This is a genomic window from Vibrio panuliri, from assembly GCF_009938205.1.
Lineage (GTDB): Bacteria > Pseudomonadota > Gammaproteobacteria > Enterobacterales > Vibrionaceae > Vibrio > Vibrio panuliri.
The window spans coordinates 1,557,278-1,571,751 of record NZ_AP019654.1; the positions used below are offsets into that span (position 1 = coordinate 1,557,278).

Sequence of the window (14,474 nt, forward strand, 5' to 3'; positions counted from 1 at the left end):
TCGCTTGATTGTCAAGGTTAGCACTTGAACTGAGAAACCAGTCGGTCAAGTTCATCACACTGTTGATTTAGTCCGGTGATTCGACTTTCTGCGTGTTGCACATTATCAACCACTTGAGCGCTGTTACTCGCAATGCGCACAATGTTTTGCGACACTTCTTCACTCACCGCAGTTTGTTGCTGCGCAGCAGAGGCGATGTGGGTGTTCATATCATTCATGCTAGCAATTGCATCAAAAATGACTTGCAGTGACTGGGTTGCTTGCGCAGCAGAATCAATCGTACTTTCACTGCTATTGCGGCTAGAGTTCATCACTTCAACGGCTTGCTCCGCACCTTGTTGAAGCTTCTCAATCATTGCTTGAATTTCACCAGTGCTCTGTTGAGTGCGACTCGCAAGAGAGCGTACTTCGTCGGCTACAACGGCAAATCCGCGACCTTGTTCGCCAGCACGAGCGGCTTCTATCGCGGCGTTGAGGGCGAGTAGGTTAGTTTGCTCAGCAATACCTTTGATAACATCCAGTACCGAAGCAATATCACCGACGTCTGACGATAAGTGATTTACAACACCACTGGCTTGATCGATTTCAGTCGCCAGCAATCGAATTGACTCGACGGTTTGATCAAGTACTTTATTCGTGGTGTGAACTTCTACGTCTGCCTGCTGGCTGACGTTTGCGGCATCACGCGCATTGTCACTGACCACCTGACTAGTGGCTTGCATTTCATTTACCGCGGTTGAAACCAGCTCACTTTCTTGGCGCTGAAGTTGAGTTTGCTCACCAATGCCTTGTGAAATTTCTACTAGGCTTGATAGCTCATTTTTAACGGCAGTATTCGTGACAACCACTTGTTGAATCGTAGAGCGGATTTTAGCAACGAACAGGTTGAAGCTCGCGGCAAGCTTGCCAATTTCATCGTTTGAGTTGGAAGAGATGGTTTTGTTTAAATCACCGTCACCCGACGCGATTTCTTCCATGGCTTGTTGAATGCCGACCAGTGGCTTAACGATAGCGTTGATCAGTAACCAACACGTCGCCATAGCCAGGATGATCACGATTGATGTACCGATTTCCAGTGCCGCTGATGCTTTAGAGGCTGCCGCAGCGATTTCCTCTTGCAATGTATTTCGCTCGGCCTCAATTTGATCTTTTACAACGTTGAGTTGTTCACGAACGGCAACAAATTGATTGTCGTAAAGCGTTTTGTTGACTTGATAGATTGGGCCCCATTGCTCTTGTGGGTTGGACAACAATGATTCGTAACTTGCTAACCATTTGTTGGCAATCTCTTCAAGTAACTGAATGTCTTTGTTGAGGGTGGCAGGCATAACCCCTTCATCTACGACCACTTGCGCTTTTTTCATACGTGGGATGGCTTTATAAGCATTATCCTCATATTCGAACTTGTTGAAATCAATCGCTTCTTGATTGTTTTCAGCAAGCGCAATGCCCTGAATCGCAGACGTCGCTTGATAGAGGTCGCGATACGCATCTTCAATATTGAATAGCGTTGGTACCACGACTTGGTTGAGTTTGTAAGTCAGCTCTCCCTGCTGTTTAGATGTGACAACATTGACAATCGAACTAACCGCAAATAGGGCGATAAGTGCGATGATCGGGAAGGTGATCTTCTGTTTGACTGTTAGGTTTCGCAGCATCTTGTGTTCCTAGTAGATGTTGATATGCACTTGTATGTTAACGGCTTTTTAACGACAGGTGTTGTAGGAAAAAGGAGTTTACCCGCAAATAATATTTGTTGTTGCGACAAAAACTGGATATGAGTAGTTATTATTGTGTAGTGTCTCGCAAAGATATGTATGTGTTAATGCGTATATCATACTATTGTATATTAATTTTTTTATGTTGGCGGCTACTAAAGGTGAAATTTGACCTCTTGCCAAGGCTCTTATATGGTTTGCAGCGAAATAATCAATTAGCCAAAATGGAATGCCATGTTGTACAAGTTAAATGAGATGTTTGAGACCATTCAAGGTGAGGGCGTCTTTACCGGAGTTCCATCGGTTTTTATCCGTTTACAATATTGTCCAGTAGGCTGTGCGTGGTGCGATACTAAGCATACATGGTCTGCTGAACCGCAAGATGAACGAGCGATTGAGCAAGTTCTTGAAAAAACACAAGAGTCCGCGACGTGGTGCGCGATCTCAGCCGAGGAGTTGGTTGCGATATACCAGCAAAACTACACCGCAAAGCATATCGTCATTACAGGTGGTGAGCCTTGCGAGTACGACCTTATCCCACTTACCCACGCATTTGAATCAATTGGCTGTCAGTGTCAGATAGAAACGAGTGGTACAGCGGATATCCACGCGAGTGACAATACGTGGGTGACGGTGTCACCTAAAGTTGCAATGAAAGCTCAGTTGCCGATCAAAAGTAGCGCATTGGCCCGAGCGAATGAAATCAAGCACCCTGTTGGAGCAAGTAAAGACATCGATCAATTAGATCAGCTTTTGGCGCGAGGGGTCGTTTCACAGCAAGTGGTTATTGCGCTACAACCAATCAGTCAAAAACCAAGGGCAACCCAGTTGTGTATTGATACATGCATCGAGCGCAATTGGCGACTTTCGATACAGACACACAAATATCTCGATATCGCTTAGTAAGGAATAGAAATGAACAAAGCAGTCGTCGTTTTTAGTGGTGGGCAGGACTCAACCACTTGTCTTGTTAAGGCGCTCAGCGAGTATGATGAAGTACACGCGATCACTTTCGACTACGGTCAGCGACATAAGTTGGAAATTGAAGTCGCACAACAACTTGCACAAGAGTTGGGCGTAAAAGCTCATAAAGTGATGGATGTTAGCCTGCTCAATGAACTCGCAATCAGCTCACTTACTCGTGATGACATTGCGGTATCACATGAATTGCAAGAGAACGGATTACCTAACTCGTTTGTACCTGGACGCAACATTCTGTTTTTGACCTTAGCGGGTATCTACGCGTATCAAGTGGGTGCAGAAACCATCATTACCGGTGTGTGTGAGACAGATTTCTCCGGCTACCCAGATTGCAGAGATGAGTTTGTCAAAGCGATGAATCAATCTTTGGTGGTTGGGATGGATAAACCATTGTTTATTCAAACCCCTTTAATGTGGTTGAACAAAGCAGAAACTTGGGCGCTTGCCGATCAGTACGATGCGCTTGATTTGGTCAGAGAGAAAACTTTAACGTGTTACAACGGTATTATTGGCGATGGTTGTGGAGATTGCCCATCCTGCGATTTACGCAAGACGGGCTTAACGGACTACTTAAACAATCAGCAATCTGTAATGGCTGAGTTAATTCGTAAGCAAGCTAGCCCAGATAGATAGGGTCGTTATAGGCATCGATAACGCGATTCTTGCCACTTTTCTTTGCTTGATAAAGCGCTTGGTCCAAGATTGAGTACAACTCATCGAAGTCATTGAGCGCTTTTGTCGTCGCTAAGTAGGCGAGTGTGGCCGTAACTTGAACGGCTTGATAGCCATCGGTTTCGAGTCGCATGGAACTTATCGCGGTATGCAGTTGCTCAATGCGCTGCTGAATGTCCAACTCATCCACTTCTTTTAACAACAGCATAAATTCCTCACCACCAAATCGTCCGGTGAAATCGACCGAAGAAGTCTGTTCGCGAATTACCTGTCCAACTCTTTTTAACATTAAGTCACCGATAGGATGACCAAAGGTATCATTGATTGATTTAAAGTTATCAAGGTCGAGCAGTACCAATATGTGGCGATGATCTGCGCTACTGCATGCACGCTGCTTTTTGATGTTTCGGATGCAAACAGTTCGGCTAAGACAACCACTTAATCCGTCAAGTTTTAGCTCGGCGCAACGTTTCTTGTGGTAAACAAACTGGGCGGTAACCGCCAACAGCAACAGTAGGGCAACGAAGCTGTATATTGCTGCTTTCTGTTCAGATGCGTTCTGCATTTTACGCAGTGACAGGTTCTCGTTGCTAAGTGTCTCATTGCGGATCTGATGGAAGTAGTCTCTTCTGGCTAGATCCAGTGCGACAAATGCATTCTTACTTTCTTTGTCTCGCTTCTTCAGTTCTAAGCGCGCGTAATCACGATAATACTTTAATGCAAGATCGTAGTTTTCTTGTCGTTCTGATATTTTTGCCAATTGCTCAAGCGCTTGTGACGTCAGCCTATCGCTGCCAATCGTTGTTGAAAGGTCAAGAGCTTGTTGAGCAAACTCGAGCGCAGTCAGGTATTTTTTCTGCGTCTCATGGGCACCGGCCAAGGCGAGGTAAATCTCTCCTCGAAGCTGGTGGTTTTGTTGTTTAGTCGCACTATCGAGCGCATCAAATAGAAATTGAGTCGCTTGTGGGTAATCTTTTAAGCCAATGTATGCTTGCCCGATCCCTAGTTGTCCAAACGCTAGCCCATAGAGGTGATTGTACTGCTGGGCAATTTTAATTGACTGCGCAAAATGAGTAATCGCCAGTTCATAGAGTTGCTGCTTAAGCATCACTTTCCCCATGCTGTGATGACTTTGAGCGAGTTTTAAAGATGCAGGGTCATCTGCGCGCATGGTTAACGCAGTGTTGATGTATTCTTTGGCTTGCTGATAGTGCCCTAGAGTCGCGAGCAGTAGGCCAGCATCATTATAAATACCAGATGAATCAACGTAGCTTGGGATCAGTTTAAGTAATTGCTGATAGGTATCGAGTGCCGCTTGGTACTCTCCTAAAAACTCTTGGTTGTTGGCAATCACACGTAATGCGATATATTTCGGCAATATTGGTTCGGCAATGTCCTCAATATGCGTCTGCAGCGATGAACAATACACTTCTGCTTGGTGATAGAGGGATTGTCGGTTAAGAACCCGACATAGGTGATACTCGAGCAGTATCTTTCCATCCAGTGAGTCTTGCTTGTCGACTTGATCTAACAAGGTGAGGTAACTGTTGCGCGCAGAAACAAAGTCTAGCTGCTCCTCACTATTAAGTGCATCAATAAAAAGCTGCTCTTGCGAGGCAAACTCGCCATCGTGTCTGTTTTGGTTACCGTAGTAGGGTTGTCCATGGAGCAACATAAAACCGTGGAGCTTACTACTGACGTAGAGCTTCTCGACACCAGGAGGAAGGGCATTATATCGATCTTGCAGTAAGGCTAGGGCTCGTTGTTTGTTACTTAGTGAGGCATCAGCATAAGCTTTTTCCCATTGAGCTCGGTCAGATAAGGCGTTGGTGTAAAAAGAGGCAAGCAACGCGGATACGGCGAAGAGTCTAGCCAAAAAGTGTGTCATCTTAATCAGTTGCGGTAGGGCGTTTTAATTGTATTCAGCCGCTAATGATAAGCGAGGAAGTTAGAGCGAACAATGTGATAATGTGCGATTAGTTGCAAATGTGAATCGTATCTCGTATTGACACGTGTCTGGTATGGCGCAAATAGCAAAAAGCGCCATTGCGGCGCTTTTTTAGTCAGGAATCCTGAGTTTTATAGGTAAAGTTTTGCTAACTCAGACGGCTCAACTTCTTTACCTTCTAGCGTCGCGTTCCAGTTTGTACCGACTAGTACGCCATCTTCATCTAGGGTCAATAACCAATCTTCGACGAAAATATCAAGTGGGATTTCTAAAACTTCAAAATCAGCCCACTCTTCGACATTATGCGTTTGTGCATCTTCTTTTGAAGACCAAAATGGCATCACCTCAGTTTCTTCAAACTCTGTCGAGTCGCAAGAAAGCCAACCTTCTTCATTGCGAAGACCCCAAACAAGTTGGCTTGCTTTTGTTTCTTCAATAAAAAGAGCCAAGTTAGCATCGATATCTGCGGTTAGTTTGCTCATGTTATTTCTCTCATAGATACAGTTGTCGTAAGGTTAGCACTGCGACACAGAGATACCAAACAAAAAAGGAGCTTTCGCTCCTTTTGATGCTAAATCGCTGAGTTATTTCGGTAATCGAGTGAAAATTGTCCACTCTTCAACGACGTTACCTTTATATCCAACCACGTTTGCCACCACTTTGCGATTGCGGGCGTGGCTTATCTCATCTTCACCTTGGTCTTCGAGTTTTGTTTCGCCAAAACCAACCACTCGAACTCGATCTGGGTTAATGTCATACGACTCGAGTGCCTTTTCTACCGTTAAAGCTCGGCGTTCGGATAGCGCTAAGTTGTACTCTTCACTGCCGACTTTGCTGGCATAACCTTGAATTTCGATTTCGGTCTCAGGGTATTGGGTTAAGAATGCTGCCATTTGCTCAATTTGTGTGTCGAAAATCGGCATGATTTCGCTAGAGTCATTGGCAAACAGAATGTGCAGTTTGAGTGATTCTGATGATTTTTCGATCTCGCCACAACCTACGTTATCGATTTTGGCTCCTGTCGGGGTCGAGGTACACAAATCGCGTGCATTGATTACGCCATCGTTGTCATCATCAATTAGATCGGCCACCTGGTTTGGAGTGGGAGTCGCGATATAGTCATACTGCTTGTCGCCTGCCACACAACCACTAAGCAAAGCTGCGCAAGCCGCAAAAGGGATCACTTTGTTTATCATGTTAGTACTCCACTGCTTGGTGCCACTCTTTTGGCGTATCAACCCTGAGAGCGTCTAGCAAGGTTCCCGTTGCATTAAATACGCGGTATTTGGCAAATTGCTCATCGTATTTTGCGTCGATATAACCTTTACGCGCTTCGAATAATTCGTTCTCTGTGTTGAGTACATCGAGTAACGTGCGTTTGCCGATTTTATACTGCTTCTCATACGCGATTACGGTGTCGGATGCGGAATCAACATGATCTTGCAAGAATTCTTTTTGCTGAACGGTTAAGTCGAGTGCACTCCACGACAAACGTAACCCTTCTTCAACCGCGCGGTATGTGCGATCGCGGAAATCTTTGGCTTTGTTGAGTTGGTATGCTGCACTCTCCACCAAGTCCTCATCGCTTCCACCATTAAACAGGTTGTATCTCAAGCGAACCATCGCCGAAAACTCATCATTGCTACCCTCAATACCTGCCGCGTCATCGCGCCAGATTTGCGACGCTTCAACAGAGATAGTGGGGTAATAGTTTCCTTTACGCTGTTGATATTGGTAGCGAGCAGAATCGATATCGACTTGGGCAATTTTGATCACTGGATGATTGTGTTTCGCAAGCTCTAAACCTTCGCCAATGGTTAAAGGCAATGCATCTTCGTCTGCGCGTGGGAAAATCAGCCCTTGAGGTGACTGACCAACTAATCGCGTAAACTGGGTATGAGTGTCAAAAAGGTTGTTCTGTGCCGCGATAAGATTGCCGTGTGCCTTTGCAATACGTGCCTCGACTTGGGAAAGGTCCGCAGTAGAGCCAATACCCGACTCAACACGACGTTTAATGTCTCGATGGATGTCTTTATGTATTGCAAGGTTTGCTTCAGATAATTGAAGGATTTCAAATGCTTTGGTTGCATCTAGGTAGATTCTAGACACTTCTAGTGCGATGTCTGATGCATCAGCAAGCAGTTGATAGCGAACAGATTCAGCATCCGCAGCGGTGCGAGACATATCATTGATTGTCGCGTTACCATCCCAAAGTAATTGAGTGAGGCTTAAAGACGCTTCTTTGCGTGTTAAGTCGTTCTCTGTCCCTGACGCAAGATCCACAGATTCATGACCAATACCGGCATCTAAATCGAGCTTCGGAAGATAGGCACCTTCAGAGGCTTCAGCTTCATAATATTTGCTGACGAACTCGTTGTAAGCCGCTTTGATTTCTGGGTTATTGGTAATGGTTAATGAGACAGCTTGTTCCAAAGTTTGGCTTGAAACACTAAAGCTACTGCCAACCAATAAAGCGAGCGCACTGAGCTTGATTAATTTCACTTTAATTCTCCTAAGAATGCTCTTGAACACATTCTACTTAAAGCTGGGTCTTATGATTGAGAAGATACTACTAAATATCGTCAATATTACGTATATGCTAATATGATTAAATGATTGTTTTTGTGAGGTTAAAGTATTTTTGGCAACAAATATATCCTTATCGTTCGATTACTAACGATTATTTTATAAAACGCACGCTTAAAAGGTTTTAAAAAGCGTTTTTTGTCGAATTCGCTCGCATTGTTGCAATATTTAATAAATGAGACTGCAACATTCTCAATATCGGTAATTCAGTTCATAAAAGCTTTTTCTGTCTTCAGCTCGTTAAGGGTTGGTGATAATTTGCGTCAGTTAACTACGTCAAAAAGATGTTATACCCAAACTGATTTAGGTGGCTCGGGTATATAAAAAGACATCACGCTAAATTACAACAATCGAGGCTAGGATATGGGTATTGCTAATTTGCTAACAGCAGTTAGCTCAGCGGGAGGGCAGTCAATAGTTATAGGTGTAGACGGTACCGTAAGACTATTGAAGGCAGGAGAGAAGCCTTTACCCGGCGAGCTAGTGATTAATTTGTCCAACCAAGATCCCCTTAACAACACACCGATTGCGATTGAACAAGTCGACCAGCAAGGTGACGCTTTAGATGTGACTCAGCAAGTTGACGATATCATCGCTGCAATTGAGCAGGGTGAAGATCCGACACTTGCAGACCCAGAGCTGGCACCAGCGGCCGGTGAGGTATTGGGCTCAAGTCTTGCTGCGTCAGGAACCGTGGTTCGTGATGGGGCTGAATCCCAACCTGAGACGCTATTTGTCACTGAGGCGTCTAACACGCTAAATCTTTCGAGAACTCAAAGCCTTGAGCTGGAATCGCTGCTGTTTTCTGACGGTACATCACCTGCACTTGTGCTGCCTCCTATCGCCGTTGATGATCCAGTAGGTTATTCCGTCTCGTTTGGTAATATGACATCAGAAATCGCTTCAGGGAGTCAAGGCTGGAATGGGGCCGATATTTCTGCTTCATTTAATGGTCAAACGGTGAACGCTCTGCCTGAATACATGGATCGACTCGCGGTTACAGGCACCGATATCCCAGGTGGTCCTGGCCATCAGTTGCAATACGATAGAAATACTCAGCAATCAGAAAAACTCAGTATCAAGTTTGATCAGGCCGTTACACAAGGTCGCTTTGCCATCACGAACTTATACAGTGATGAAGGCGAAAAGCCTGCATCGGGTGAGCAGAATAACGAAGTAGGTGTATGGATTGCCTATTTAGACGGTGTGGTTGCCGCCAGTGGCTCTTTTGAGGGTGTGAGCGGAGGAGGGAAAGCCTTTTTTGACATTGATACTCAAGGCAACGCATTTGATGAAATAGTCTTTATGGCCAACGAGTATAGCCTTGGGGTGCAAAACGACACAACCAATGACTCTTCCGACTATTTCGTTGCGGGTATCGAGGTCTCTTCTCCAGGTCATTATGCAGTTAACCAAGACCAAGAGTTGACGATCTCTGTGGCAGAGATTCTGCAAAATGACTCCGATCCAGATGGCACGATAGTGAATCTTATCCAACTGTTGGATGGTAACTCAAATGGCACTGCAAGGCTGGAAGGTGACAATATCATCTTTAAACCTAATCCGGGTTGGAGTGGAAACACGCAACTGGAGTACCAGATCGTTGATGCCGATGGTCAAACTGATAACGCGTTTATTTCCATTGTTGTAAACAAAACACCATCGTCTGCGATCGTGGAATCGGTAGAGATGCTCGATGATACTGTGTATGAAGGTGAGTCGTTAATTTATACGGTAACACTAGATAAGCCCACTTTGTCGACCACTGACTATGAGTTCTCGTTTAAATTGCTCGATGATCCACTGGGTTCCGATGTCAAACTGGATCAACTTTCGTTCACCAATGGTGTGACGGTATCGGCTGACGGTAAGTTAATCGTGCCGGAAGGCGTGGCGAAATTTGATGTTGTTTTACCGACCATCATTGATTTAGAAAATGACTCGGGTGAAAGAGTTGAACTGACCATTTTCAACACAGATACGAATGGCAACACGACAGAGCAGTCTAGTACCGGAACCATTCTTGATATTGATGTCGGTTATGAACTCACCCAAGGTGATGTGACAACAGCTGGCGATGACCCATATGCATGGGTATATGACAATGTCAGCGCAAGTTATGACGGCAACGATGCTCACGCATACATCAACTCAAACACCGGTAGAATTGGAATAATAGATGGACCGCAAGATGGTGGTCCGACAAACCAAATTCAGTATGACCGTCAGTCTGGGCAGTCTGAAAAATTGTCTATTAAACTAGACTCGCCAGCCACTTCTGGGCGTTTTGTTATTTCTCGTCTGTTTGCCAATGAAGGTGAGGGTGAGAACAACCACGAATCTGGCACTTGGGTGGCGAAACTCAATGGTGAGTCGGTAGCGAGTGGCTCGTTTGACGGCGAGGGCTTATATCGAGGTGACAGAAATAGCTTTGATATCGATACCAATGGATTTGCCTTCGACGAAATTGTTTTTTCAGCCAATGAGTACAGTGCGGGTTTGCAAGGCGATCAGGAAATTGACTCTTCAGACTATTTTGTCGAAGGTTTGCACGTGAGTGCGAGCAACGAATTTACCATTCAGAAATCGGCACAAGCCAGTGATATGACCCAGCTCGAAATTCCTGCCGCGCACATATTCAATAAGTTAGCCAATAGTAATCCGGACACGTTAAGTTTGACCAACGCGTCATTGACCAACCCTCAAGCAGGGCAAGTGACGATTCAAAATGGCATGTTGATATTCACTGCTGCGGTGGGCTTTGTTGGTGAAACACACCTCAAATTTGAAGTGACAGAAGCTGACGGTAGTTTGCGTTACGGTGTTTTGGATATCAAGGTGGCTGACACTGTTGCGTCGTCAGAGGTGCAAGCGATCACTGCCGAAGAGACGTTTGTCCCAGAGGGGGAGCAACTGCATTTCTCCATTCAACTGGATAAAGTGACCTTAGATGACACCCTATTTGATGTTTCGCTGCTGTCTAAGCCCGTGGGGGCAGGTGTTGAGACTGATATCCTTTCAGAGTTAGCTAATGCTTCGTTTACCAATGGCGTGAAGTTCCACCTTAACGCCGATGGTAGCGGAAGTTTTGAAGTACCAGAGAGTGTCGCTGAGTTTGAGGTCTATATTCCTGTCGCCTTGGATACCACCAACAATGGTATGCGAGACGTGACCCTCACTGTTGCAAATGTAGAGTCGGAGGTGAGCGTGGTTGACCAATATCACTCGGTGACCTTAGCGAATGATATTCTGACTGCCGATGATGGTATGGATCTGTTTAAGTGGGTGGATCAACCTTATCCTGATGATAAAAGCTTTACTGTGGATGGTTTTGAACCGGGGCGTGATAAGTTAGATTTATCTGATTTGTTTGACGACAATGTTCAATTTGATGACATATTGGCCGCGGTACAAGTGACGCCAAGCAATAATAGCAGTGAAGTGGAGTTAGAGTTTGAAACTAAGCATGCGGGTACAATGACGATTAACGTTGAAAGTCATGACCCTCTGGTTGCATTCGACACGCAAAGTTCTGATGCGTTGCTTAAAGAACTGCTCATTAGTTTACCTGATTAAGCTCAACGTAAAGTTGCGTGACTGGTGATAACAAAAAAGGACCCGAGGGTCCTTTTTACTTTTCTACAATACTTTACAAGCAAAGCCTTTAAGGTAGAAACCCTCAGGGTATGCGGTATCCGTTGGGTGATCTGCCGCTTGTTCAAAGCGCTCGACAAATTTCACTTGGCGATTAGCGTCAACTGCGGCGTCAGCAATAATTTTCTGGAACAATACTTGATCCATCAATCCTGAACATGAATAGGTGAGTAGTGTACCGCCAGGTTTAAGGATCTGCATTGCTAGCATATTAATGTCTTTGTAACCACGACAAGCGCCATTCAGTTGTGCTTTGCTTTCGGCAAATTTAGGTGGGTCCATAACCACGACATCAAACTGGGTCCCTTGATCGCGATATTCTCGCAGCAACTTAAATACATCGGCATTGAGGAAAACAGCGCGCTTTTTAGAGATATCAAACTCATTGATTTCTGCATTGTGCTTAGCGGTGTCAAGAGCCGGTTGAGAAACGTCAGCGTTGATAACTCGCTTTGCACCGCCTTTGAGTGCGTAAAGACCAAATCCTCCGGTGTAGGAGAAGCAGTTTAATACTTCTTTGTCCTTGACGTATTTCATCGATTGCAAGCGGCTGTCACGCTGATCGAGGTAGAATCCGGTTTTATGTCCACCGACAATATCCACACTGATTTTGACGCCGTTTTCCTCAATCACAACGGAATTTGGTGGCATTTCACCGTGTAATACCCCAGTAGTCTCTGCTAGACCTTCTTTTTTACGAACTGCAACATCAGAGCGTTCGTAGATGTTGGCATTAGGGAAGACTTCAATAAGGGCATCGATCAAAAATTGCTTGTTGAATTCAGCACCAGCACTTAGCAGCTGACAAACAAAATAGTCTTGGTATCTATCGATCGTGATGCCTGGTAAGCCATCAGATTCTGCGGCAATAAGGCGGTATCCGGTCAAACCATCACGTTCGATAATATCATTGCGCAGCAATTGCGCATCTTGGATGCGTTTAACAAAAAACGCTTGATCGATATCTTGCTTGTCGAAGCTCCAAACTCGAGCGCGGATCTGCGAGTTTGGCGAGTAAGCCGCTTTCGCTAGCCATTGACCATCATTACTAAACACATCAACTGTTTCACCTAGTTGTGGTTCGCCTTCCACACGATGAATTCCGCGAGAGAAGATCCAAGGGTGCTTGCGGCGAAGTGATTTGTCTCGACCTTTAGCTAGGTAAATTGATGGTGTCATTGTGATACTCAAATGATTGTCTTGAAAGGGTGAGTATTGTCAGTGAAGCGGTGGGGAAAAGCAAATAAAAGCCGCCTTAATCCGTTGATTGATGGTCTATCAGACAACTCTCTGATATCTGAGAGGTGCGTCAATCCCGATTGGGTTAAGATCTTACATAATCTTAATAGATGTCGTGACTGCGTTATCTCAGTGGTAAACGGCAAAACGGAGATGATTCGAGGGTTATAAAATGGACTTATCAACCACCAAATTTATCGTGTCAGGCAGGGTGCAAGGTGTGGGTTTTCGATACCACACGGCCTATTTTGGTTTAAAGCTTGGTGCGACTGGGTATGCCAAGAACTTGTGGGATGGTGATGTTGAAGTGATGATCACGGGAAATGAAGAGCAGATCAACCAGATGCATCATTACTTACTTGATGGGCCAAGAAGTGCGAGAGTCGATAACTTACGCAGAGAAGAGGTGGATTATCAGGCTTTTCAGGGGTTTGATATCCTGTAGAGACATGTCTACAGGATAGTGTTTCAATTTAAGCTCGTTATAGACACTTAGCTGGTTTAGGTAAGCCTGCCAGTTTTGTTGCTTGTTTAGCTGGGCCTTCTTTAAAAAGCTTGAACAGGTACTTACTGTTGCCTTTTTCAGGGCCGTGCGCTTTTTCCATCGCTTTTACTAACATGCGTACCGCGGGTGAGGTATTAAACTCATCGTAGAACTCGCGGACAAAATGCACAACTTCGAGATGCGCATCAGTAAGTTCAATGCCTTCTTGCGCAGCCAGTACTGCAATCATTCCTTCTTCCCACTGAGTGTGGTCGAGTAGGTAGCCTTGTGCGTCGGTTTCGATTTGCTTGCCGTTGTATTCAAACATCATGATTATCCAATCGTTGCGATGGGGTTAGGTTAGCTTAGCTCTGGGCGAGTCTCAATAAAAAAGCCCGAAGGAGGGTATCCTTCGGGCTTTTTTTAATCACTTCGACCTTTAGTCGTTGTTCATAATGCCTAGAATGCTCAACAAGCTAGTAAATAGGTTGAGGATGTTTAGGTACATTGAGATGGTTGCGCTTACGTAGTTGGTCTCTTCGCCACGCACAATACGGCTAGTATCAAATAGGATGAAACCAGAAAACAGTAATGCAGACATGCTGCTGATTGCTAACTGACCTAATGTCGAACCAACAAAGATGTTAATCAATGCTGCAACAATCACGATGATTAGACCAGCGAACAAGAAGTTACGCATGAATGAGAAATCTTTCTTGCTGGTGATTGTGTATGCAGAAAGACCCAAGAAAACCATACCCGTTAAACCAAGCGCCTGAGCGATGATCGCTGGACCATTCGCAATCGATGCGTAATAAGTCAGCATTGGACCAAGCGCACCGCCCATTAGAGTGGTGAAGACAAACGTCCATACAATGCCCATTGACGAGTTAATGCTCTTAGGCAGGGCGAAGAACAGAATACCGATAGCCGCTACTTGCATAACAAGCGCCATGATTGGAGATATACCGATAGCCATGGTGAACATAGCTGCGATAGCGCTGGTTACAAGCGTCATCGATAGTAAAAAGTATGTATTCTTAAGTGTCTTGTTGATCTCAAGTGTTCTAGTCGCACTGGTTGATCGCGTAAACATAGGACTGTTCATAGTCTTCCTCATTAGCGTGATATGCTTTACCTACATTTATGAGGTTGATTAGCTAAAAGATCAAGCCCCATTGGGTAGTTATCA

Annotated in this window: 12 protein-coding genes; 4 read left to right on the plus strand and 8 right to left on the minus strand. The window is 45.0% G+C overall.

Annotated features, from left to right (window positions below; all coding sequences use genetic code 11):
- Window positions 1-17: 17 nt before the first annotated feature.
- Window positions 18-1,658 carry a methyl-accepting chemotaxis protein gene (locus GZK95_RS07115; RefSeq protein WP_075715372.1) on the minus strand — a complete coding sequence of 547 codons (1,641 nt, stop codon included), beginning with the start codon at window positions 1,656-1,658 and terminating at the stop codon, window positions 18-20.
- Between the two features lie 297 nt (window positions 1,659-1,955).
- Here GZK95_RS07115 and queE point away from each other — a divergent pair, with 297 nt between their 5' ends.
- Window positions 1,956-2,621 (plus strand): 7-carboxy-7-deazaguanine synthase QueE, encoded by a 666-nt coding sequence (gene queE / locus GZK95_RS07120; RefSeq protein WP_075715399.1) that lies wholly within the window; start codon window positions 1,956-1,958, stop codon window positions 2,619-2,621.
- Between the two features lie 12 nt (window positions 2,622-2,633).
- Window positions 2,634-3,332, plus strand: coding sequence for a 7-cyano-7-deazaguanine synthase QueC (queC, locus tag GZK95_RS07125; RefSeq protein ID WP_075715371.1), 699 nt, complete (start codon window positions 2,634-2,636; stop codon window positions 3,330-3,332).
- Here the strand turns inward: queC and GZK95_RS07130 are convergent.
- The 4 genes from GZK95_RS07130 to GZK95_RS07145 all read right to left on the minus strand — a co-directional run bounded on the left by GZK95_RS07130 (window position 3,316) and on the right by GZK95_RS07145 (window position 7,821).
- On the minus strand, window positions 3,316-5,247 hold the full coding sequence (locus tag GZK95_RS07130; RefSeq protein WP_225623988.1) for a GGDEF domain-containing protein: 1,932 nt from the start codon (window positions 5,245-5,247) through the stop codon (window positions 3,316-3,318). The two genes, queC and GZK95_RS07130, sit on opposite strands and share 17 nt — an antisense overlap.
- 203 nt (window positions 5,248-5,450) lie before the next feature.
- Entirely contained in the window at window positions 5,451-5,801 is a 351-nt protein-coding gene (locus tag GZK95_RS07135; protein WP_075709622.1) for a DUF2750 domain-containing protein, read from the minus strand.
- A 102-nt stretch (window positions 5,802-5,903) separates the two neighbouring features.
- On the minus strand, window positions 5,904-6,515 hold the full coding sequence (locus tag GZK95_RS07140) for an OmpA family protein (protein ID WP_075715369.1): 612 nt from the start codon (window positions 6,513-6,515) through the stop codon (window positions 5,904-5,906).
- Window position 6,516: 1 nt separating this feature from the next.
- Complete coding sequence (locus tag GZK95_RS07145) at window positions 6,517-7,821, minus strand: TolC family outer membrane protein (RefSeq protein ID WP_075715368.1); 1,305 nt, start codon at window positions 7,819-7,821, stop codon at window positions 6,517-6,519.
- Window positions 7,822-8,268: 447 nt separating this feature from the next.
- Here GZK95_RS07145 and GZK95_RS07150 point away from each other — a divergent pair, with 447 nt between their 5' ends.
- Window positions 8,269-11,481 carry a cadherin-like domain-containing protein gene (locus GZK95_RS07150; RefSeq protein WP_075712863.1) on the plus strand — a complete coding sequence of 1,071 codons (3,213 nt, stop codon included), beginning with the start codon at window positions 8,269-8,271 and terminating at the stop codon, window positions 11,479-11,481.
- 63 nt (window positions 11,482-11,544) lie between these two features.
- On the opposite strand, the gene GZK95_RS07155 is transcribed toward GZK95_RS07150, so the two are convergent.
- Window positions 11,545-12,738: a class I SAM-dependent methyltransferase gene (locus tag GZK95_RS07155; protein WP_075712865.1), complete on the minus strand. Its 1,194-nt coding sequence runs from the start codon at window positions 12,736-12,738 to the stop codon at window positions 11,545-11,547.
- Window positions 12,739-12,970: 232 nt separating this feature from the next.
- Here GZK95_RS07155 and yccX point away from each other — a divergent pair, with 232 nt between their 5' ends.
- The gene (gene yccX / locus GZK95_RS07160; RefSeq protein ID WP_075712867.1) at window positions 12,971-13,243 is read left to right on the plus strand and encodes an acylphosphatase; all 273 of its coding nucleotides are present in this window, start codon (window positions 12,971-12,973) and stop codon (window positions 13,241-13,243) included.
- A gap of 37 nt (window positions 13,244-13,280) precedes the next feature.
- Here yccX and GZK95_RS07165 read toward each other — a convergent pair whose 3' ends face one another.
- Complete coding sequence (locus tag GZK95_RS07165) at window positions 13,281-13,610, minus strand: TusE/DsrC/DsvC family sulfur relay protein (protein ID WP_075709616.1); 330 nt, start codon at window positions 13,608-13,610, stop codon at window positions 13,281-13,283.
- A 111-nt stretch (window positions 13,611-13,721) separates the two neighbouring features.
- Window positions 13,722-14,390: a Bax inhibitor-1/YccA family protein gene (locus GZK95_RS07170; protein WP_075709615.1), complete on the minus strand. Its 669-nt coding sequence runs from the start codon at window positions 14,388-14,390 to the stop codon at window positions 13,722-13,724.
- Window positions 14,391-14,474: the final 84 nt, after the last annotated feature.